Below are 22,166 nucleotides of genomic sequence, written 5' to 3' on the forward strand. Positions count from 1 at the left end.
GTCTCTACACAATTGCAGCGAAGTCGTCCTGACCTATTACCTAAAGATGAAAATTATTAGAGCCGCATTAAAAATGAGCTAATTTTGATAGTGGCTATCTTGTGATTATTTTCTAATAAGCCCGTGAACTGAATCCCTCCATGCTTAATATAAGGTGGGGGAATGGTGATTAAAAATCGACCGAAGTCCAGATCTTTATAAAATATGAACAGGTTGAAAAAAGACAGTAACTTTACTGTTTTTTTATACTTAACCATCAATGTTAAGTTATTTCATGATACCTAAGAAAAACCAGCGTTACGCAATTGGTCGACGCTGGTTTTATCCGGTACGTTGCAATTATTTTTTAGCAGAACCTGCTTCTAATATTGAAACGATTGAGAACAACGTAAAGCATACCGCTCCCAAACCGACCAGAACCCGCGAAGGAATAAAATATCCCATGTCGGTCTGCGCCATTTCCGCAAGAAACGATGCCAGGAAAAGGCAAAACAGGCAGGTGAAGACGGGAATCATCGGAATTCTGTTGGCTAACGAGCAGGTACGTCTCCAGACCAGTGCCAGTAGCCAGACTTTTGAGAATATGCTGTAACAGATCATTCCGAGGCAAATGAGAATAATGCCGGGAGCCAGCCGAGCGCTTGCATCGGAACTGACTAAGACGTATATGCCCTGCAGCACCGTGATTGAGCCGAGAAAAATAACCCAATAACACCACAGCCAGTGCTCTTTGGATGAGAACGTATTACGTGTTTGATGGACGATTGTGGCTACAAGGCCAATGAGACAGGCACAGATTGCGGTTAACCCAAGCAATACGTGACCGGCGACATAATGTGGGGTTATGTCGGCACTGCGTAACAGCGTTATCGACCAAATGAAACCGAGCAGGGTGAGTAATACGGGAACGGCAATGAGGCAATTACCGATTAATGAAGAATAAGCCTGTACCGGCGTTCCGTCGCTTTTGCTCCCCGATGCATTTTGGGGAATGAGCAGAAAGTGACCGGATGACGCTGCCACTGTCGATACACAGGCGGCAATCATACCAACGCCGAAAATCACATGACCGGCGACAAACTCGTCTGCCATCACATCATTGCCTGCTAACAGTGCCCAACCCCATATCATGGTGATAATTGACCCGGCATAGCCAATAATGGGGAACAATGTATTGTAAAACGTATTAACGCCGCGCGTGAGCTGCGAAATGATAATAAATGCGGTAGTGAATAATGCCAGGCATATGGCTGCCAGAGAAATGAGCACATGACCCGCGACGAAATATTCGCTTTGCCCTGAACTTTCCAGCACAAAGCCACCTAACGCGATACAAATCAAGCCCATAATTAAAGGGATTAATTTGAAAAGCCACCCGATATATATGTTCACTTTAAACTCCTCAGGTATCCCTGCTAATATTGAAATGTGCATTAATGATAATTTCAGCCTGTTAATACAATGACGAGATATCATTAAAGACAAATGCATAGCATAACTATAGCGGGGTTTACTTTGCAGAGCGCTACTTTTCAGCGTTCAAAAGGCCATGGTAAATAAATATTTATCCTAAGATTAATTCTTATTCTCTTGTTTTTTTCAATTATCTTCCAGGGAGGGATTCTTTTTCATTATTTGGTAAAAGACCGGATGGTATCGGTGCTTAAAATCATCGAACATATAAGTATTATTGCTTTGTATCATCGTAAATATGTCTTTCAGACATGTGTCATTTATTTTGTTACTAACAAGTTAAAAATATCACGGGTTATTTATGAAAGTATTTCACAATATATTTAAGCACATCTCTTCAAACCATCAAGATAAGTATTCAGATAAAGTTAACAGTCATCAACACCATGGCAAGGTTGATAAAAAACATCGTTCAAAGATAGTTGAAATTGATAATCTGGATAAACATTCGCAAATAGATAACGATTTTGGCCTGCATATCATCTATTTCCTGCAACATGGCTGCTGGAAGGTAACTGAACATAGTCCTCAGATAGAAAAAATATGGTTTTACAACAGTGAGCCATCTATAGATATTCAAGAATATAATAGTTTCGCCGACAATACTACTGACACGTTTATCTTTACAATTATACCAGACAATAACCATGTGATAAAATTATCGTCTCCCATTACCGTTACGATTGAGCGTAAGGACGGTTATTATTTTATTAATATCTCCGGAGATAAATCAGACATAATTTATAAAGTTAATGGGCTTTCTATCATACCTGAAAATTTCTTTACTCTTCTTAGCGGTAATTTTAAAGCTGACTGGCGTTGGGATGTCTCTAAAGAGACGTTTTCTAAGGATAAGTTTGCTAGCTATGTTAATTCTGTGTTTTCAAAAATAGATTTTTATAAACAGTGTGGTGTAATTAACCCACAAAATCCCAACACGGCTTATTTTGGCGATACAGATGGAAGAGTGGGCGCTGTACTTTATGCATTGCTCGTTTCAGGGCATATAGGCATCAGGGAAAAGGGGTGGAGTTTATTATGTGAATTATTAAAACACGAAGACATGGCTTCATTCGCATATGAAAATAAAAAATTGAAAAAACTCTTTACTTTATTAGATACGAGAGACATGATCTTGAATGAGTTGCATCAACATGTTTTTTTAAAAGGCGATGCGATTACCCCTTGTATCTTTCTTGGGGATCATACAGGCGATAGATTTAGTACTATTTTTGGTGATAAATATATCCTTACTTTGCTAAATTCTATGCGAAATATGGAGGGTAATAAAGATAGTCGTATAAATAAAAATGTCGTCGTTCTGGCTGGAAATCATGAAATCAATTTTAATGGTAACTATAGTGCACGACTAGCAAATCATAAACTCTCTTCCGGTGATACATATAATTTAATTAAAACGCTCGATGTTTGTAATTATGACTCAGAAACGAAAGTTTTAACCAGTCATCACGGAATAATAAGAAATGAAGAAAATGAATGTTATTGTCTAGGTGCTTTGCAGGTTCCATTTAATCAGATGAAAGACCCAATTGATCCTGAGGAATTAGCAAATATATTTAATAAAAAACATAAACAACACATGGATGATCGTCTTATCCATCTAATTAGAAGCAATGCTATAGCATCCACACCTGTATATGACAATTATTTTAATAACACTACTGATTTCAGACCAAAACCTGAAGATATCTTTAAATGTGGAGAGAAACTCAAATGTGAAGACCCCAGCAAATACATTAGACAAAAATATGGCCATCATGGGCTCGGGGTAGATCAGAATCAACAATTTGATAATGGTATTATGGGTCTAAATTCCCGGAAGGAAGTACGTGATAAAAATAATAAAATAATTTATTCATCAGGGCTTAGTTGTTTTCAATCTCATTAAAACTCCATGAATACTGTGGTATGTCTTATTAATCCTGAAAGTATTTCATAGGTTTTCTTAATCGATTGTAGAGGTATGTTCTGATAACGCCTCTACAATCTCTAGGGATTTTGTCTACTTTGAGATAAGAAATTTCATATTATGCCTTAAGGCTGAATGATTTGTGCAAAATATAATTGTTTTTCCATCGAACATGAGGTGTATGTCATAAGATTAAATATTAACTACGTATTCCTCGCAGTGAATAGCATGAGGTAAAAAATGAAAATTGGAGCTGTGACCGGTACTCACGACAGTACGACGACAATCCCCGCAAATGATATTATGCAAGATCATGTTACCAACTTCACTAAAGAACTGTTTGGGTATATAGCAAATGGCTTAGATGATGACATATCAAGTATTGCCAGGACAATGCTCGGTGAAGTTGTGGAAAAAATAGATGACTGGCAAATAGAACGTTTCCAACAATCTTTTCAGGATGACAAGATTTCATTTTCCATACAGACGTATCAATCAGAAAAATATAGTATGCTATCGGGCATGCGTGTTCATATCCTACGCAGGAATAATAGTTATCAGTTTATTGTGACAATTAATGGAAAAAATTACGGTTGCCCTCTTGATAATATAGAAATAAATTGGCGCAGCATTGTTTGTTTTCTTAATGCCATGACAGAAGATGGTAATATGAATGATATTGTAGTTACTGAGTCGTACAAACCCCTCTGGGACTGGAAAACTTCGCAATACAATATATTTGATATTAAATTCGAAACAGTAATAAAGGCCCATTTTGCTAATAGAGTCTATTTCTCAAATTGCTCACCCGTTGATCCTACAAGTACCAGACCGACCTATTTCGGTGATACCGATGGCTCAGTCGGTGCCGTTTTGTATGCGCTTACTGCAACAGGTCATTTGGGTATTATGGCTGAAGGAGAAAATTTCCTTAGTCAGTTGCTTAATATAGAAGATGAAGTTCTCAACGTATTGCTAAGGGAGAACTTTAATGAGCAACTTGACACTAATGTTAATACAATAATCAGTATTCTGAACAGAAGAGATATAGTTTTAGAAAGTCTTCAGCCTTATTTGGTTATTAATAAAGGCGCAGTGACGCCATGTACGTTTCTGGGTGACCAAACCGGCGATCGGTTTAGTAATATCTGTGGCGATCAATTTATCATCGATTTGTTAAAACGCATAATGAGTATCAATGAAAATGTTCATGTATTAGCTGGAAATCATGAAACAAATTGCAATGGTAACTATATGCAGAACTTCACGCGCATGAAACCACTTAATGAAGATACCTACGCTGGGATAAAAGATTATCCTGTATGTTTCTATGACCCCAAATATAAAATAATGGCAAATCATCATGGGATAACTTTCGACATACAACGCGAACGTTACATTTTAGGTCCGATAACAGTCTCTATTGATGAAATGACCAATGCTCTCGATCCGGTCGAATTAGCGGCAATTATTAATAAGAAGCATAATGCCATCATTAATGGTAAAAAATTTAAAATTAGCCGGGCCATCTCTTGTCAATCTTTTAATCGTTATTTTTCCATCTCGACAGATTACAGGCCCAAACTTGAAGCACTATTAGCATGCTCACAAATGTTAGGTATAAATCAAGTTGTTGCACATAACGGTAATGGTGGAAGAGAACTCATAGGTGAAATGGGGGCTGTTTTAGGTCTGAACGCCCGTGACAGTAAACATGCCGGAAGAATGTACAGTATGCATAATTGCCAAATTAATCCTGGTGCAGGGCCTGAGGTAACCGCTCCCTGGACGTCTTACCAGCATGAAAAAAACAGAAATGAACTTATGCCTTTGAGTAGAAGGCGCACGCTGTTACAGCTTTGAACCATAGACAACATGAATATTAATGTTACTATCTGGTTGAGACTGTTGATAAAACGTAAAAAGGAATGCTCTGTTCCTGCAACTGAACAGGCGTGAAACGCTATCCAACAGGATGGATACCGTTTTATCAGCCAGTTTTATAGATCACACTTATGAGTATGCGTGTTTCATTTACGGCCAGGAATGCTGATGATGACAACATTACTACCCGTTTTCACTAAGCCTTCCCCATTGGCGCTCAATGCTCTGTGCGCTGGTCGTATTTGCCGTTTCCTTCTTATCCCGGATGGATGAATCCGCTGAACGTCGTTCGGCGGCAGTTGTAACACGTGTCGTTTGCTTACAGGGATTATGGCGGGTCGATTATGGATAAGAGTAAGCGCCATCTGGCGTGGTGGGTTGTCGGGTTACTGGCGGTGGCTGCCGTCGTGGCGTGGTGGCTGTTGCGCCCGGCAGGTGTGCCGGAAGGCTTTGCCGTCAGCAATGGGCGCATTGAAGCGACGGAAGTGGATATCGCCAGCAAAATTGCCGGGCGTATCGATACCATTCTGGTGAAAGAAGGCCAGTTTGTTCGCGAAGGCGAAGTGCTGGCGAAGATGGATACTCGCGTGTTGCAGGAACAGCGACTGGAAGCCATCGCGCAAATCAAAGAAGCACAAAGCGCCGTTGCCGCCGCGCAGGCTTTGCTGGAGCAACGGCAAAGCGAAACTCGCGCCGCACAGTCGCTGGTTAATCAACGCCAGGCAGAACTGGACTCCGTGGCTAAACGTCATACGCGTTCCCGCTCGCTTGCCCAACGGGGGGCTATTTCTGCGCAACAGCTGGATGACGATCGCGCCGCCGCCGAGAGCGCCCGAGCCGCGCTGGAATCGGCGAAAGCTCAGGTATCGGCTTCTAAAGCGGCTATAGAAGCAGCACGCACCAATATCATTCAGGCGCAAACCCGCGTCGAAGCGGCACAAGCCACTGAGCGGCGCATTGCCGCAGATATCGATGACAGTGAACTGAAAGCCCCGCGTGACGGACGCGTGCAGTATCGGGTTGCCGAGCCAGGCGAAGTGCTGGCAGCAGGCGGTCGGGTGCTAAATATGGTCGATCTCAGCGATGTCTATATGACCTTCTTCCTGCCAACCGAACAGGCGGGCACGCTGAAACTGGGCGGCGAAGCCCGACTGATCCTCGATGCCGCGCCAGATCTGCGTATTCCTGCGTCCATCAGCTTTGTCGCCAGCGTCGCCCAGTTCACGCCAAAAACCGTCGAAACCAGCGATGAGCGGCTGAAACTGATGTTCCGCGTCAAAGCGCGTATCCCACCGGAATTACTCCAGCAACATCTGGAATATGTCAAAACCGGTTTGCCGGGCGTGGCGTGGGTGCGGGTGAACGAAGAACTTCCGTGGCCTGACGACCTTGCGGTGAGGTTGCCGCAATGACGCATCTGGAACTGGTTCCCGTCCCGCCTGTCGCGCAACTGGCGGGCGTGAGCCAGCATTATGGAAAAACCGTTGCGCTGAACAATATCACTCTCGATATTCCGGCCCGCTGCATGGTCGGGCTGATTGGCCCGGACGGCGTTGGGAAGTCGAGTTTGTTGTCACTGATTTCCGGTGCCCGCGTCATTGAGCAGGGCAACGTGATCGTGCTGGGCGGCGATATGCGCGACCCGAGGCATCGCCGTGACGTCTGCCCGCGCATTGCCTGGATGCCGCAGGGACTGGGCAAAAACCTCTACCACACCTTGTCGGTGTATGAAAACGTCGATTTTTTCGCCCGCCTGTTCGGTCACGACAAAGCGGAGCGGGAAGTCCGAATTAATGAGCTGCTGACCAGCACCGGGTTAGCACCGTTTCGCGATCGTCCGGCAGGTAAACTCTCCGGCGGGATGAAGCAAAAACTGGGGCTGTGCTGTGCGTTAATCCACGACCCGGAATTGTTGATTCTTGATGAGCCAACAACGGGGGTTGACCCGCTCTCTCGCGCCCAGTTCTGGGATCTGATCGATAGCATTCGCCAGCGGCAGAGCAATATGAGCGTGCTGGTTGCCACCGCCTATATGGAAGAAGCGGAACGCTTCGACTGGCTGGTAGCGATGAATGCCGGAGAAGTACTGGCGACTGGCAGCGCCGAAGAGCTGCGGCAGCAAACGCAAAGCGCCACGCTGGAAGAAGCATTTATAAATCTGTTACCGCAAGCACAACGGCAGGCGCATCAGGCGGTAGTGATCCCACCGTATCAACCTGAAAACGCAGAGATTGCCATCGAAGCGCGCGATCTGACCATGCGTTTTGGTTCCTTCGTTGCCGTTGATCACGTCAATTTCCGCATTCCACGCGGGGAGATTTTTGGCTTCCTCGGTTCGAACGGCTGCGGTAAATCCACCACCATGAAAATGCTTACCGGACTGCTGCCTGCCAGCGAAGGTGAGGCGTGGCTGTTCGGGCAACCGGTTGATCCAAAAGATATCGATACTCGCCGTCGGGTGGGCTATATGTCGCAGGCGTTTTCGCTCTATAACGAACTCACCGTGCGGCAAAACCTGGAGTTACATGCCCGTTTGTTTCACATCCCGGAAGCGGAAATTCCCGCGCGAGTGGCTGAAATGAGCGAGCGTTTTAAGCTCAACGACGTTGAAGATGTTCTGCCGGAGTCATTGCCGCTCGGCATTCGCCAGCGGCTTTCGCTGGCGGTGGCGGTGATTCATCGCCCGGAGATGTTAATCCTCGATGAGCCTACTTCTGGCGTCGATCCGGTGGCGAGGGATATGTTCTGGCAGTTGATGGTCGATCTTTCGCGCCAGGACAAAGTGACTATCTTCATCTCCACCCACTTTATGAACGAAGCGGAACGCTGCGACCGCATCTCACTGATGCACACCGGAAAAGTGCTCGCCAGCGGTACACCGCAGGAACTGGTTGAGAAACGCGGATCCGCCAGTCTGGAAGAGGCATTTATCGCCTATTTGCAGGAAGCGGCAGGGCAGAGCAACGAAGCCGAAGCGCCGCCCGTGGTACATGACACCACCCACGTCCCGCGTCAGGGATTTAGCCTGCGACGTCTGTTTAGCTACAGCCGTCGCGAAGCACTGGAACTGCGTCGCGATCCGGTACGTTCGACGCTGGCGCTGATGGGAACGGTGATCCTGATGCTGATAATGGGTTACGGCATCAGTATGGATGTGGAAAATCTGCGCTTTGCGGTGCTTGATCGCGACCAGACCGTCAGTAGCCAGGCGTGGACGCTCAATCTCTCCGGTTCCCGTTACTTTATCGAGCAGCCGCCGCTCACCAGTTATGACGAGCTTGATCGTCGGATGCGTGCGGGCGATATCACGGTGGCGATTGAGATTCCACCCAATTTCGGGCGCGATATCGCGCGTGGTACGCCTGTGGAACTCGGTGTCTGGATCGACGGTGCGATGCCCAGTCGTGCCGAAACGGTAAAAGGTTACGTGCAGGCCATGCACCAGAGCTGGCTACAGGATGTGGCGAGTCGGCAATCCACGCCCGCGAGCCAAAGCGGGCTGATGAATATTGAGACACGCTATCGCTATAACCCGGACGTAAAAAGCCTGCCAGCGATTGTTCCAGCGGTGATCCCACTGTTGCTGATGATGATTCCGTCGATGTTAAGCGCCCTTAGCGTGGTACGGGAAAAAGAGTTGGGGTCGATTATCAACCTTTACGTGACCCCCACCACCCGCAGCGAATTTTTACTTGGCAAACAGCTACCGTACATCGGGCTGGGAATGCTGAACTTTTTCCTGCTCTGCGCCCTGTCGGTGTTTGTGTTTGGCGTACCGCATAAAGGCAGTTTCCTGACGCTCACCCTGGCGGCGCTGCTGTATATCATCATTGCCACCGGAATGGGGCTGCTGATCTCTACTTTTATGAAAAGCCAGATTGCCGCCATTTTCGGTACGGCGATTATCACGTTGATTCCGGCGACGCAGTTTTCCGGGATGATCGATCCGGTAGCTTCGCTGGAAGGTCCAGGACGTTGGATCGGCGAGGTTTACCCGACCAGTCATTTTCTGACTATCGCCCGCGGAACGTTCTCGAAGGCACTTGATCTGACGGATTTATGGCAACTTTTTATCCCGTTGCTGATAGCCATACCGCTGGTGATGGGTTTAAGCATCCTGCTGCTCAAAAAACAGGAGGGATGATGCGCCATTTACGCAATATTTTTAATCTGGGTATCAAAGAGTTGCGCAGTCTGCTCGGTGATAAAGCGATGCTGACGCTGATTGTCTTCTCGTTTACGGTGTCGGTGTATTCGTCAGCGACCGTCACGCCAGGATCGTTGAACCTGGCACCGATCGCTATTGCCGATATGGATCAATCGCAGTTATCGAACCGGATCGTTAACAGCTTCTACCGCCCGTGGTTTTTGCCCCCGGAGATGATCACCGCCGATGAGATGGATGCCGGGCTGGACGCCGGGCGCTATACCTTCGCGATAAATATTCCGCCTAATTTTCAGCGTGATGTCCTCGCAGGACGCCAGCCGGATATTCAGGTGAACGTCGATGCCACGCGCATGAGCCAGGCATTCACTGGCAACGGTTATATCCAGAATATTATCAACGGTGAAGTGAACAGCTTTGTCGCGCGTTACCGTGATAACAGCGAACCGTTGGTATCGCTGGAAACCCGCATGCGCTTTAATCCGAACCTCGATCCCGCATGGTTTGGCGGGGTGATGGCGATCATCAACAACATTACCATGCTGGCGATTGTGTTGACCGGATCGGCGCTGATCCGCGAGCGTGAACACGGCACGGTGGAACACTTACTGGTGATGCCGATAACGCCGTTTGAGATCATGATGGCGAAGATCTGGTCGATGGGGCTGGTGGTGCTGGTGGTATCGGGATTATCGCTGGTGCTGATGGTAAAAGGCGTGCTGGGCGTACCGATAGAAGGCTCGATCCCGCTGTTTATGCTTGGCGTGGCGCTCAGTCTGTTTGCCACCACGTCAATCGGCATTTTTATGGGGACGATAGCGCGTTCAATGCCGCAACTGGGGCTGCTGGTGATTCTGGTGCTACTGCCGCTGCAAATGCTTTCCGGTGGCTCCACGCCGCGCGAAAGTATGCCGCAGATGGTGCAGGACATTATGCTGACCATGCCGACGACACACTTTGTCAGCCTCGCGCAGGCCATCCTCTACCGGGGTGCCGGATTCGAAATCGTCTGGCCGCAGTTCCTGACGTTGATGGCAATTGGCGGCGCGTTTTTCACCATCGCGCTGCTGCGATTCAGGAAGACGATTGGGACAATGGCGTAAGGAAGGGAAACTTGACTTCATATTGTGATGTCATACTATTGATGTCATAAAGTGAAGTCATAAGGACATGCCATGAGAACCCAGGTACAGGCTTTACGGAAGAAACAAAAAAATACATTGGATCAAATATTTAAATCTCCTGTTCCTCAAGGGATTAAGTGGTCTGATATAGAGTCACTGGTTAAAGCATTAGGCGGAGAAATTAAGGAAGGAAGAGGTTCGCGTTGTAAGTTCATACTAAATATGAGCGTTGCGTGTTTCCATCGGCCTCATCCGTCGCCAGATACCGATAAAGGCGCTGTAGAAAGCGTGCGTGACTGGTTACTAAGTATAGGGGTAAAACCATGATCAAACTGAAGACGCCAAACTCTATGGAGATTGCCGGGCAACCTGCTGTTATCACTTACGTGCCAGAACTGAATGCATTTCGTGGCAAATTCCTGGGCTTGTCAGGTTATTGTGATTTTGTCTCTGACAGCATTCAGGGGCTGCAAAAAGAAGGGGAGCTTTCCCTGCGAGAGTATCTTGAGGATTGTAAAGCTGCGGGTATTGAGCCGTATGCGCGTACAGAAAAGATTAAGACCTTTACATTACGCTATCCAGAATCGCTGAGTGAACGCCTTAATAATGCGGCTGCGCAGCAACAAGTCTCTGTAAATACTTATATTATTGAAACGCTAAATGAGCGTTTGAATCATTTATAAATTTTAGCGGCGTACAATACGCAGAATATCTGCCTTTACAGGATCTATCTATGCAACTGAACTTAATTTTATAAATTAAGTTCAGTTAATATCTTTTCTTTCCTCGTTTTAGAAATAACTCAATCTTCCTTCGGCAAGCACTGCAAATGCCCGTGCCGCACGCCGCGCTGGGCGATAACGTCATCGGCAAAATGCTGCACGTCGCCCATGTCACCTTTCAACACGGCGATTTCCAGGCAATCGTCGTGATTGATATGTACATGCAGCGTGGCAACAGAGAGATCGTGGTGATGGTGCTGGGTGGAGACAATACGGCTGGCTAAGTCGCGTTTTTCGTGTTCATACACATACGACAGCACCGCGAAACCTTGTGTGCCGTGCTGCTGGGTGGCCTCCTGCGCCAGAGCGCTACGCAAAATATCGCGGATAGCTTCGGAACGGTTGTTATAACCACGACGCTGGCTCAGGCTGTCCAGCGTCTCCAGTAAATCGTCATCAAGGGTGATGGTGACTCGTTGCATTGACTTAAACCTTTTCTGTGGCGCGACGGCGCACTGGGAATGCGGGTAATACCGCGTTTTGTAGCACACGTCCGGCGTCAGAGGAAAAGGTTAATTTATCTCCCACCACCTGGGTTTCGACAATTTGCCCGTTATCCATCACCATCACCCGCTGACAGAAGCGCTCCACCAGACGTAAGTCGTGGGTGATAAACAGGCAGGCGGTGCCAAACTGCTGTTGCAGCTTTTTCAGCAGGCGAATGACGCCCGCCTGTAACACGAGATCAAGGTTGGAAACGGCTTCATCCAGAATCAGCAGTTTCGGTTCGACCGCCAGCGCACGTGCCAGGCAGACGCGCTGGAGCTGACCGCCGCTTAACTGCGGTGGGCGTTTGTCGAGCACGCTATCGTCAAGATCGACCGCCTTCAGCATTTCGCTGGCACGCGCCAGTTGTTCCGATTTTTTCAGCGATAGCAGGTGGCGCATCGGTTCACGCAGGATCTCGCGCACGGTTTTGCGCGGATTCACGGCGCTGATGGAGTCCTGAAACACCATTTGAATATCACGGCGGAACGCTTTACGTTGCGCGCGATTGAGCTTCGCCAACGGTTCGCCGCGCCAGATAATATTTCCCTGTGAGGGCGACTCTAACCCGACCAGCAGCCGCGCGAGAGTGCTTTTTCCGCAGCCGCTGCGTCCCAGCAGGGCGACGGTTTCACCGCTTTTCAGGGTCAGCGAAACGTTATTGAGCACTGCCTGATGCTGGTGCTTACCGCTGAATCCACCGTGTGCGTACTGGTGTGAAAGGTCGGAGACGTTAAGTAAAGTCATGATGCCAGCTCCATACCATAAAGCGCGAGGTGAGCAGAAACCAGGCTGCGCGTTACCGCATGTTTGGGGGCGTTAAACAGCGTTTCGACATCGCCCTGCTCAACAATCTTACCGTGCGACATCACCGCCACGTCATCCGCCAGACGCGCCACTACGCCCATATCATGGGTGACCAGCAGCATTCCCGGTGCTTGTTTTTGCATAATGCTTTCCAGCAGATCGAGGATGCGCGCCTGTGCTACCACGTCGAGATCGGTGGTCGGTTCATCGGCGATGATAAACGGTGATTCACATAGCACAGCCATCGCAATCATCATGCGCTGCAACATGCCGCCGCTCATCTCGAACGGGTACAGCTTCAGCACGCGTGCGGCGTTTTCCAGCCCTACCGCTTCTATAGCGGCAATAAGCGTGGCGTCATCGGCGGGTTTCCCCAGTGCCTGGCAAGTTTCCCGCGCGTGCGTGAGCATGGTGTGCAGCGGATTAAAGGCACTGCGCGGGTTCTGCATGATAGTGGCAATTTTGATACCGCGCAGGGCGCAGGGAGAAACCGGTTTGCCATCGGCCAAAATTTCCCCCGCCGTCTGGCGAACGCCAGCGGGCAGAATGCCCAGCGTCGCAGCGCAGGTCAGCGACTTCCCGCTGCCACTACCGCCGACTAACGCCAGCACGCGTCCGCGTTGCAGGGTTAACGATACGCCGTGTACCAGCGGTTGCGCGGCCTGTAGCGCGATATTACGTAGTTCAATCTGTTGCGGCATTAGTGTGCGTGCTCCGTCACCAGATGAGGGTCCAGATGATCGCGCAGTGCGTCACCCACCAGGTTAAAGGCCATCACGCTGATAAACAGCGCCAGTCCCGGCCAGAACATTTGCAGTGGCTGGGTCCAGATATACTGACGTGCATCGTTAATCATCACGCCCCATTCGGCGGTCGGGGCGGTCACGCCGAGACCGAGGAAGGACATCCCCGCGACGTGTAGCATCATATGGCCGATATCCAGCGTCGCCAGCACCAGCAGTGAAGGGATCACCGCGCCCGCCAGATGATCGATAAACACCCGCACATGGCCTGCGCCAGAAAGCCGTGATGCCAGCACAAACTCGCGCTGGCGCAGTGAAATCACCAGACTGCGCACCATGCGCGCGTACCACGCCCAGTGCGACAGGGCGATGGCGATAATCACATTGGTCAACCCGGTGCCGAGCACGCCGACCATAAAGAACGACAGAATCGACGTCGGGAAGGTCATAAACATATCCGCCACGCGCATGGTGGCCTGATCAACGCGCCCGCCAATCAGCCCGGCGCTGCCGCCAATAATCAGCCCTAACGCCAGCACCAACAGCAGGCAGGCCATTACCGAGCCAAGCGACACACGGGTCGCCGCCATCAGCCGTGAGAAAATATCGCGTCCTAAGTGATCGGTACCCAGCCAGTGCTGCGCATCCGGTGAAAGCAGGCGCGACGGCAGATCAATCGCCTGTGGGTCATACGGCAGCCACCACTGGCTGGTGAGCGCAATCAGCGCCAGCAGGGCGATAATGATCAGCGCCAGGCGTACCGACCAGCGGGAAGAGAGGAAAAAGTTCACGCGTGGGCTCCTTCATGACGACGAATGCGCGGGTCCAGCGCGGCGTTGAGCAAATCAACAATCAAATTACAGACCACAAAAACCACCACCATCATCAGCGTAAAGCACTGGATCACCGGATAGTCACGGTTAAAAATCGCCGACACCGCATAGCGCCCGACGCCCGGCCAGGCAAAGATGTTTTCGATAATCATCGTCCCGCCAATCAGTTCGCCAATGTGCATCCCCACGGCGGTGATCATCGGCAGCGAGGCATTGCGCAGGATATGGCGGCGTTCGGTCTGTTTGTCGTTCAGGCCGCGCAGCCGCGCCCAGGTCACATGACGCTGACCGGCGACGTCCAGCATGCTGGCGCGCAGCAGACGCGCGTTAATCGCCAGCGACATAAAGGCGATGGAAACCGCAGGCAAAATGATATGCTGCCAGCCGCCGTAACCCATCGCGGGCAGCCATTGCAGATACACTGAAAATGCCATCACCAGTAAAAACGCCAACCAGAAGTTAGGCATCGACACGCCAAGAAACGCGATAAAACGCACGGCGAAATCCGGCAGGCGGTCGCGATGGCGCGCCGCCCAGATGCCGAGCGGCACGGAAGTGAGCAGAATTAACACCAGCGCCGCACCCGCCAGCTCCAGCGTGGCGGGCAGGAAGGTCAGCATATCGTCCAGCACCGGGCGTTGGCTGGCGAATGAGATACCAAAGTCAAGATGCAGCGCTTTCCACAACCAGGTTCCGTACTGCACGTACAACGGCTGATCCAGCCCCAGCATGGTGCGGGTAGAAGCCAGCATTTCCGGCGTCGGCGGTAGGTTAGACAGACGCAGATAATCGAGCGCCGGGTCGCCGGTGCCGAGGCGCAGCATCAGAAAAATGATCACCGAGGCGGCGAGCACCATCGGGATCAGCAGCAGAAAGCGGCGTAATACATAACGCAACATTAAGGTTTCACCGGTTTAATCTGTTCGAACGGGATTTCGGTGGCGATCGGCGCGTAGGGGATGTTACCCAGTTCCGGTTTTGAAACCACCATCATTGAGATATAGCTGATGGGCAGATAAACCGCCTCGTCATGCAGACGGGTCAGAATGTCGCGATACAGTGCCTGACGTTGTGTTTCGTCGTGTGTCGCCAGCACTTCGCCAATCTCTTTATCAATCAGTGGCTTGTCGGCTAAACCTTGCTGTGCCTGGAAGTCAGCGTGCGACGGTACGCGCATTGAACTCAGGAAGGCGTGTGGATCGTATGGCGCGCCCCAGGTACGGTGGAAAATCATGCCAAAACGACCGTCGCGCTGACGAGCATAGATACTGCTCTCTTCTTCGCCGATCAGCGTGACATCCGCGCCAATCTGGCGCATATCAGCCTGAATGATTTCGGCCATTGATTTGCTTAACGCATCGGTGCCGATGAACGACAGTTCAATGCGCAGCGGCTGACCATTTTTCTCGCGGATGTCTTTGCCTGCGGGCAGCGTCCAGCCTGCTTGTTCCAGCAACGCTTTCGCTTTCTGCGGATCGTACTGGCGCGGTTTCAGGCCGAGATTGGCATAGGGCACGGAAGGGGCAAACAGGGTGTCGGCGACCTGCTGGGTGCCATACAACGCGTTATCGATCAGCGATTTTTTGTTTACCGCGTAATTGAGCGCTTCACGTACGGCCAGCTCGTTGGTGGGGGCTTTGGCAGTATTGAGCGCCAGCATCACGGTTTCGATCGGCTGTGACAGTTGGGTGTGGTAAGCCGGGTTCTGGCTAAAGCGGGCGAAGGTATCGAGCGGTAATAGCCCTTCATTACCGTATAGTAGATCGATATCGCCGGTTTCAAACGCTACTGCGCGGGTAGTCGGGTCTGGGATGACGTTAAAAGTGATCTTCTTAATCGCCGGCTTTTCGCCCCAGTAGTTTTCGTTACGGACGAAGACATCGTACTGATTCAGTTTCGATTCCTGCAAAACCCACGGCCCGGTGCCAATCGGCGCTTTAATCCCATTCATGGTTTCATGGTTTTTAAACTGCGAGGGGGCGATAAAGCGGAAAGGACGGGGCAGGGCCAGTTCTTGCAGGAAAGGGTAGTAGGCGCTTTTCAGGGTGATTTGCAGCTCGGTTTTACTGAGAGCTTTGACATCAACAATCTGGTTTGCCAGCTCCAGCCAGGCGTGACGTTGACGGTTGTCGAGCACAGCGCGGAAGTTTTCTGCCGCGGCCTCTGCATCAAACGGTTCACCGTTAGAGAATTTCACATCATCACGCAGGGTGAAGGTCCAGGTTTTGCCATCTTCTGAATGGGTCCAGCTTTTTGCCAGCCACGGGCTCACCGAGCCATCTGCCTGATATTTCACCAGTGGTTCATAAACCATGCTCTGGGCGAACATCTGGTTGGGTGTGTAAAGGTGCGGGTTTAGTGGCCCGACATTCACCGGCCAGGCGGTGGTGATTTCATCTGGTGCAGCGGCATGGACGATAAAAGACGCACAAGCCAGCAGCGCAAATAGAGTGCGGCGGAGTGTGGAGAGCATGGTAACCCCAATGGATTAAAATAGATGGCGGAAATAAGTATGACGATTTTAAGTATTCGTCATACTGATAACCTGTTCTGGATCAATAGATGGGCAGTCGGATGGGCTGATCAGTTAACTGAATCGATCCATTGCACACTGTCGGCGGTGAGCGTAAAGGGAGTAGGGGTGCAGATCGCCAGACTTAAATTTTCAAGCTGACAATGGCTGACTGACAGCGAGGACTGATAGGTGCTGTCTACGCTGACGATTTGCCAGGCGCTGCCGCCACGTTGTTTAACGATGGCTTCTTTGCGTGTCCAGATGCGCCAGAACATTTCCAGTTGCTGATCTGGATGCACGGCGTCCATCTCGGCATGTTCTCCGAGGCTGAACACTGCGTTCGCCAGCCAGCGCCAGTTGGCACGCGGGCGAATCACTTCGATATCGCAGCCGACTTCGCCTTCATCGCTCAACAGTAGGGCAATATCGTCACCGCTATGGCTTAAGTTGAACCATAGCGGCGTTTCCGATGCGAATGCGGGTTTGCCTTGTTCGCCGTAGATGATCTCAGGTAGCGGGGAAAGCGTGTGTGAAAGCAATGCACGCCCCGCCAGCCAGCGTTCGCGCCGTGGACCTTGCGGTGCTTTATCGCGTAAAGCCGGTGGCAGTGGAGCTGCGCTTAAGGTCGAAACTTTCCCCAGAACTATCCGATACATATCAGGGCCAACGTTTAATGGAAAATGAAAGTGCGTATCGTATCACTTGTCGCCTCATCCCGGTAATCGACTTTTCGGTCTGCCCGGTCCCAGTAAGATCGCCAGTTTGCTACCGCCTTTGGTGGTTTCCATCCAGATTTTACACACGCTGGTTAATGGTACCGAAAGTAGCATTCCAACCGGGCCGAGCAGCCATCCCCAAATCAACAATGAAAGAAATACCACCATGGTGGACATCCCCAGGCGATGGCCCATCATCCGCGGTTCTAAAATATTGCCGATGACCATATGGACCACTAAAAACAATGCGCCGACCAGAATACATTCGTAAACGCCATTAAACAGCAGCACCTGAATCATTGGCGGTACGGCGGAAATTACCGCGCCGATATTGGGCACGTAGTTGAGCAAAAACGCCAGTACTGCCCACATCAGCGCAAACTGTACGCCCATTAGCGCCAGCCCCAGCCAGACGATTACGCCTGTCCATAAACTTAGCAGTGTCTTCAATGCAAGATAGTGCGAAACACCTTTTAAGGCGCGGTGTAGTCCGGCGATGTGAATCTGTGGATTATTCAACGCAAAACGCATTTTGTAAGGGACGTGGCGCACTTCAAACAGCATGAAAACTACGGTCATCACCAGCAAAAGCACGCTCGCCATTGCCCCGGAAAGCCCGGTCATTAGCGCCGTGGTGAAGGTAACCACTTTTTCCGAGTCCATCCGCTGCAGCATTCGCTCCGGCGACATATGCAAATTAAGAAAAGGCAACATCTCCTGCAATTTAAAAAGTTTGCGCGTCAGCTCCTTATTAAACTTCGGCAGCATAGAGATAAATTCGTTAAACGATGCCGCCAGTACGCCGACCAGCGCGGTTAGTGCGATCAGCATCACCACCACCACAATCGTAATGGCAACGGGGCGTTGTACTCCGCGACGAATAAACCAGGTGACGAGCGGGTTGAGGACGATGGCAAAAAACAGCGCCAGTAACAGTTGCACAATGATATCTGCCGCTGCGTGAATGCCCGCGAGGATCACTACCAGCGAGGCCAGTTTAAGCAGAATGTGCATGCCCGTTTTATCGGGTTGAGGGGTTTCCATTGGGGCTTCCTTGTGACTTTTTGTATTAAGTGTAGCGGGAGTCACGCCAGCAATATTCTGATTCTTACTGCTGATTTTCACGTCAGCACGTGGTAAAAATGAAACACTGTTGTAAAAATGTGGTGATCCTCATGCCCGAACCCGTAGCCGAACCCGCGCTAAACGGATTGCGCCTGAATTTGCGCATTGTCTCCATTGTCATGTTTAACTTCGCCAGCTACCTCACCATCGGGTTGCCGCTCGCTGTATTACCGGGCTATGTCCATGATGTGATGGGCTTTAGCGCTTTCTGGGCAGGATTGGTTATCAGCCTGCAATATTTCGCCACCTTGCTGAGCCGCCCTCATGCCGGACGTTACGCCGATTTGCTGGGACCCAAAAAAATTGTCGTCTTCGGTTTGTGCGGCTGCTTTTTGAGCGGGCTGGGTTATCTGACGGCAGGATTAACCGCCAGTCTGCCCGTCATCAGCCTGTTATTACTGTGCCTGGGGCGCGTGATCCTTGGGATTGGGCAAAGTTTTGCCGGAACGGGATCGACCCTATGGGGCGTTGGCGTGGTTGGTTCGCTGCATATCGGGCGGGTGATTTCGTGGAACGGCATTGTCACTTACGGGGCGATGGCGATGGGTGCGCCGTTAGGTGTCGTGTTTTATCACTGGGGCGGCTTGCAGGCGTTAGCGTTAATCATTATGGGCGTGGCGCTGGTGGCCATTTTGTTGGCGATCCCGCGTCCGAAGGTAAAAGCCAGTAAAGGCAAACCGCTGCCGTTTCGCGCGGTGCTTGGGCGCGTCTGGCTGTACGGCATGGCGCTGGCACTGGCTTCCGCCGGATTTGGCGTTATCGCCACTTTTATCACGCTGTTTTATGACGCTAAAGGTTGGGACGGTGCGGCTTTCGCGTTGACGCTGTTTAGCTGTGCGTTTGTCGGTACGCGTTTGTTATTTCCTAACGGCATTAACCGTATCGGCGGCTTAAATGTGGCGATGCTCTGCTTTAGCGTTGAGATAATCGGCCTGCTACTGGTTGGCGTGGCGACTATGCCGTGGATGGCGAAAATTGGCGTCTTACTCGCGGGGGCGGGGTTTTCGCTGGTGTTCCCGGCATTGGGCGTAGTGGCGGTAAAAGCGGTTCCGCAGCAAAATCAGGGGGCGGCGCTGGCAACTTACACCGTATTTATGGATTTATCGCTTGGCGTGACCGGACCACTGGCTGGGCTGGTGATGAGTTGGGCGGGCGTCCCGGTGATTTATCTGGCGGCGGCGGGACTGGTCGCAATCGCGTTATTACTGACGTGGCGATTAAAAAAACGGCCTCCGGTGGAAGTACCTGAGGCCATCTCATCATCTTAAAACTTACTGAATAACCAGCGTATTAATGATGTTTTCTGCGGTGGTCTGTGCTTTTTGCTGATCGTCAGCTGGCAGCGTAATTTGCATGGTCAGCAGTTGATTACCCACGTTACCCAGAATAACGGAAGAGTACGCCGTCTGGCCTTTCGCGGAGATAATGCTGTCTAACTGCTGCATTTTGTGACCTTTCAGCTCAATGGCTTTGTTGGTCACTACTTGCAGCTGTGGATCGCGGCTACGTTGCTGATCTTCCAGGCGCTTCGCCAGCACCGCCAGATCTTCTTTCGGATCATCGCCCATGATGACGATGACTGCTTTTTGCCCGGTGGCGTCGGACCAGACATGCATGTTATTAGCCTGCGTTCCCAGCTTACCGCTCTGGTCGGTCATATCCGCTGGCAGCGAGAAACTTAACTTGCCATCAAGCAGGTTGACGGGATTCCCGGTAGCGTTACTTTCCGCGACCGAACCCTGCGCCGTAGCGTTAGTGTCTTTATCATCACAGGCCGCAAGCCCCATAACCAGCAGGCCAATTCCGACATATTTAACCAGATTGCGCATTGACTTCTTCCTTTCGATAAACGGCCATAACGGCTCATTCATCCATCTTATCACAACTCTGATAACGAACCTTTAACTCGCCTGCAAAGCGTTGATTTCGGATTTATCTGCCAGTCTTTTCAACAGCATATTGAGTAATACGCCATACATTGGCAGGAAGAAAACGATACTGATTAACACTTTGAAACAGTAATCGACCAGCGCGATTTCCATCCAGTGTTCAGCCATAAAGGCATCGGGGCTGCGCCAGAAGGCAATGAAGAAGAAGGCCAGCGTGTCGCTGACGTTACCAAACAGGGTGGAAGCCGTCGGTGCCAGCCACCAGCGACGACTCTGACGCAGGCGGTTAAAAACGTGCACGTCGAGGATTTGCCCCAGCGCGTAGGCCATGAAACTGGCGGTGGCGATACGGGCGACAAACAGGTTGAAGTGGGCGAGCGCGCCGAATCCCTGCCAGGAACCCATATAGAACAGCGACGAGATGACGTAGGAGATCAGTAACGCCGGGATCATCACCGCAAAGATGATACGACGGGCCAGCGGTGCGCCAAAAATACGCACAGTCAGGTCGGTAGCAAGGAAAATAAACGGAAAGCTAAACGCGCCCCAGGTGGTATGGAAACCAAAAATGGATACGGGAAGCTGAACCAGATAGTTACTGGAGGTGATCACCAACAGATGAAATAACGATAACCAGAACAACGCCTTATAGCGTTGAGTTTGCGAGAAAACGTTCATATTGTACCTTTTTGATTAACCATTGGGGTGAGGGAACCCAATACGTACGACACGTCTGTTACCTTAACATAATAACGTGCTGACCCTTTTTTCGAGCCGCCGCATGATACTGCTTTACGTTGACAATGCAATGGTTAATTTTCACGCAATCGTTAACCTGGTTTGCTTACGGACTCACAGGGCGTAAACTAGCGCTGTTTTTTATGTGATGAGAAGAAAATGACCGATCTCTTTTCCAGCCCTGACCACACACTCGACGCACTTGGCCTGCGCTGCCCGGAACCAGTAATGATGGTGCGCAAAACTGTGCGCAATATGCAGCCAGGTGAAACGTTGCTGATTATTGCTGACGATCCGGCGACGACACGCGATATTCCTGGGTTTTGTACCTTTATGGAACACGAACTGGTTGCGAAAGAGACCGATGGACTGCCTTATCGTTATTTGATTCGCAAATCGGGGTAAGGTGGATCAGGCTAGCGGACCGATCGCGCTCAATTTTGCGGCTTGCAACCGGTTTGTAGGACGGATAAGGCGTTCAAGCTGCATCTGGCGATACGGTGCGCAATGCCTGATGCGACGCTGTCGCGTCTTATCATGCCTACGAGTTCAATGCCCTGTGTAGGCCAGATAAGGCGTTTACGCCGCATCCGGCACGCAAACGTAATGGAATGCACAAATGGATTATTTAATTCCAGTTTGTCTGGCATTGCTGGGATTGCTCGCGATCTTCACCCCCAATTGGCTGATCCCTGTTTTTATCGTCGTGGGGGGATGGCTGGGGGTACTTGCCTGGGGTTGGCTCTGGCTAATGATTTTTTTACCTTTACTTAACGGTGTCGGGCTTGCTTATGCCCTGTGGTTGATGTTCAAAAGGCCATCCATAGCATCCCGCCTGGTTGCTGCATGCTGTGTTATCTCCGTCATTCTGATGTTAGCTCTTTATTATGCTTTCCTGACTATGCCGCCGTTCCCGCCTCAGCACTAAGCCTGATAGCCAGAGGCTATCAGGCAAC

At 50.3% G+C, this 22,166-nt stretch carries 22 protein-coding genes; 11 read left to right on the forward strand and 11 right to left on the reverse strand.

What is annotated here, in order from left to right; genetic code table 11:
- Nucleotides 1-339 precede the first annotated feature (339 nt).
- On the reverse strand, nt 340-1,392 hold the full coding sequence (gene yhiM / locus AABJ99_RS01405) for a DUF2776 domain-containing protein (protein WP_039020654.1): 1,053 nt from the start codon (nt 1,390-1,392) through the stop codon (nt 340-342).
- Nucleotides 1,393-1,774: 382 nt separating this feature from the next.
- Between yhiM and AABJ99_RS01410 the strand changes: the two genes are divergently transcribed.
- The 8 genes from AABJ99_RS01410 (at nt 1,775) to AABJ99_RS01445 (ending at nt 11,259) form a co-directional block, all read left to right on the forward strand.
- The gene (locus tag AABJ99_RS01410; protein ID WP_338387481.1) at nt 1,775-3,382 is read left to right on the forward strand and encodes a DUF4049 domain-containing protein; all 1,608 of its coding nucleotides are present in this window, start codon (nt 1,775-1,777) and stop codon (nt 3,380-3,382) included.
- A gap of 261 nt (nt 3,383-3,643) precedes the next feature.
- Nucleotides 3,644-5,266 (forward strand): DUF4049 domain-containing protein, encoded by a 1,623-nt coding sequence (locus AABJ99_RS01415; protein ID WP_039020651.1) that lies wholly within the window; start codon nt 3,644-3,646, stop codon nt 5,264-5,266.
- Between the two features lie 189 nt (nt 5,267-5,455).
- Nucleotides 5,456-5,560 (forward strand): hypothetical protein, encoded by a 105-nt coding sequence (gene yhiY / locus AABJ99_RS01420; RefSeq protein ID WP_213054493.1) that lies wholly within the window; start codon nt 5,456-5,458, stop codon nt 5,558-5,560.
- A gap of 71 nt (nt 5,561-5,631) precedes the next feature.
- The gene (yhiI, locus tag AABJ99_RS01425; RefSeq protein ID WP_000361505.1) at nt 5,632-6,699 is read left to right on the forward strand and encodes an HlyD family secretion protein; all 1,068 of its coding nucleotides are present in this window, start codon (nt 5,632-5,634) and stop codon (nt 6,697-6,699) included.
- Complete coding sequence (rbbA, locus tag AABJ99_RS01430; protein WP_039020650.1) at nt 6,696-9,431, forward strand: ribosome-associated ATPase/putative transporter RbbA; 2,736 nt, start codon at nt 6,696-6,698, stop codon at nt 9,429-9,431. Before yhiI ends, rbbA begins: the two co-directional genes overlap by 4 nt.
- Nucleotides 9,431-10,555: an ABC transporter permease gene (yhhJ, locus tag AABJ99_RS01435; RefSeq protein ID WP_001216257.1), complete on the forward strand. Its 1,125-nt coding sequence runs from the start codon at nt 9,431-9,433 to the stop codon at nt 10,553-10,555. Before rbbA ends, yhhJ begins: the two co-directional genes overlap by 1 nt.
- Nucleotides 10,556-10,627: 72 nt before the next feature.
- Entirely contained in the window at nt 10,628-10,903 is a 276-nt protein-coding gene (locus AABJ99_RS01440) for a type II toxin-antitoxin system HicA family toxin (protein ID WP_001260301.1), read from the forward strand.
- Nucleotides 10,900-11,259: a type II toxin-antitoxin system HicB family antitoxin gene (locus AABJ99_RS01445; protein WP_000593555.1), complete on the forward strand. Its 360-nt coding sequence runs from the start codon at nt 10,900-10,902 to the stop codon at nt 11,257-11,259. The genes AABJ99_RS01440 and AABJ99_RS01445 overlap by 4 nt, the downstream gene beginning before the upstream one ends.
- Before the next feature lie 119 nt (nt 11,260-11,378).
- Here AABJ99_RS01445 and nikR read toward each other — a convergent pair whose 3' ends face one another.
- The 8 genes from nikR to yhhT all read right to left on the reverse strand — a co-directional run bounded on the left by nikR (nt 11,379) and on the right by yhhT (nt 18,502).
- Entirely contained in the window at nt 11,379-11,780 is a 402-nt protein-coding gene (gene nikR / locus AABJ99_RS01450; RefSeq protein ID WP_001190062.1) for a nickel-responsive transcriptional regulator NikR, read from the reverse strand.
- Between the two features lie 4 nt (nt 11,781-11,784).
- Nucleotides 11,785-12,591, reverse strand: a complete 807-nt coding sequence (nikE, locus tag AABJ99_RS01455) for a nickel import ATP-binding protein NikE (protein ID WP_039020649.1) — start codon at nt 12,589-12,591, stop codon at nt 11,785-11,787.
- Entirely contained in the window at nt 12,588-13,352 is a 765-nt protein-coding gene (nikD, locus tag AABJ99_RS01460) for a nickel import ATP-binding protein NikD (RefSeq protein ID WP_039020648.1), read from the reverse strand. The genes nikE and nikD overlap by 4 nt, the downstream gene beginning before the upstream one ends.
- Nucleotides 13,352-14,185 carry a nickel ABC transporter permease subunit NikC gene (gene nikC / locus AABJ99_RS01465; RefSeq protein ID WP_039020647.1) on the reverse strand — a complete coding sequence of 278 codons (834 nt, stop codon included), beginning with the start codon at nt 14,183-14,185 and terminating at the stop codon, nt 13,352-13,354. Before nikC ends, nikD begins: the two co-directional genes overlap by 1 nt.
- Entirely contained in the window at nt 14,182-15,126 is a 945-nt protein-coding gene (gene nikB / locus AABJ99_RS01470) for a nickel ABC transporter permease subunit NikB (protein WP_000947080.1), read from the reverse strand. Before nikB ends, nikC begins: the two co-directional genes overlap by 4 nt.
- Nucleotides 15,126-16,700, reverse strand: a complete 1,575-nt coding sequence (gene nikA / locus AABJ99_RS01475) for a nickel ABC transporter substrate-binding protein (protein ID WP_039020645.1) — start codon at nt 16,698-16,700, stop codon at nt 15,126-15,128. The genes nikB and nikA overlap by 1 nt, the downstream gene beginning before the upstream one ends.
- Nucleotides 16,701-16,810: 110 nt before the next feature.
- On the reverse strand, nt 16,811-17,398 hold the full coding sequence (acpT, locus tag AABJ99_RS01480) for a 4'-phosphopantetheinyl transferase AcpT (protein ID WP_032185350.1): 588 nt from the start codon (nt 17,396-17,398) through the stop codon (nt 16,811-16,813).
- A 54-nt stretch (nt 17,399-17,452) separates the two neighbouring features.
- On the reverse strand, nt 17,453-18,502 hold the full coding sequence (yhhT, locus tag AABJ99_RS01485) for an AI-2E family transporter (protein ID WP_000449758.1): 1,050 nt from the start codon (nt 18,500-18,502) through the stop codon (nt 17,453-17,455).
- A 98-nt stretch (nt 18,503-18,600) separates the two neighbouring features.
- On the opposite strand from yhhT, the gene yhhS reads away from it, so the two are divergent.
- A complete protein-coding gene (gene yhhS, locus AABJ99_RS01490) occupies nt 18,601-19,851 on the forward strand; it encodes an MFS transporter (RefSeq protein WP_148936334.1) in 1,251 nt (416 codons plus the stop codon).
- Between the two features lie 3 nt (nt 19,852-19,854).
- Here the strand turns inward: yhhS and dcrB are convergent, their stop codons facing one another.
- The gene (gene dcrB / locus AABJ99_RS01495) at nt 19,855-20,412 is read right to left on the reverse strand and encodes a phage sensitivity protein DcrB (protein ID WP_001245295.1); all 558 of its coding nucleotides are present in this window, start codon (nt 20,410-20,412) and stop codon (nt 19,855-19,857) included.
- Nucleotides 20,413-20,484: 72 nt separating this feature from the next.
- Nucleotides 20,485-21,150, reverse strand: a complete 666-nt coding sequence (yhhQ, locus tag AABJ99_RS01500) for a 7-cyano-7-deazaguanine/7-aminomethyl-7-deazaguanine transporter (protein ID WP_001100467.1) — start codon at nt 21,148-21,150, stop codon at nt 20,485-20,487.
- Nucleotides 21,151-21,369: 219 nt separating this feature from the next.
- On the opposite strand from yhhQ, the gene tusA reads away from it, so the two are divergent.
- Both tusA and AABJ99_RS01510 read left to right on the forward strand, forming a co-directional pair.
- Nucleotides 21,370-21,615, forward strand: a complete 246-nt coding sequence (gene tusA, locus AABJ99_RS01505) for a sulfurtransferase TusA (RefSeq protein WP_000130623.1) — start codon at nt 21,370-21,372, stop codon at nt 21,613-21,615.
- Nucleotides 21,616-21,829: 214 nt separating this feature from the next.
- On the forward strand, nt 21,830-22,138 hold the full coding sequence (locus AABJ99_RS01510; protein WP_000385055.1) for a hypothetical protein: 309 nt from the start codon (nt 21,830-21,832) through the stop codon (nt 22,136-22,138).
- Nucleotides 22,139-22,166: the final 28 nt, after the last annotated feature.

It is taken from the genome of Escherichia coli (assembly GCF_036503815.1).
Taxonomy (GTDB): Bacteria; Pseudomonadota; Gammaproteobacteria; order Enterobacterales; family Enterobacteriaceae; genus Escherichia; species Escherichia coli_F.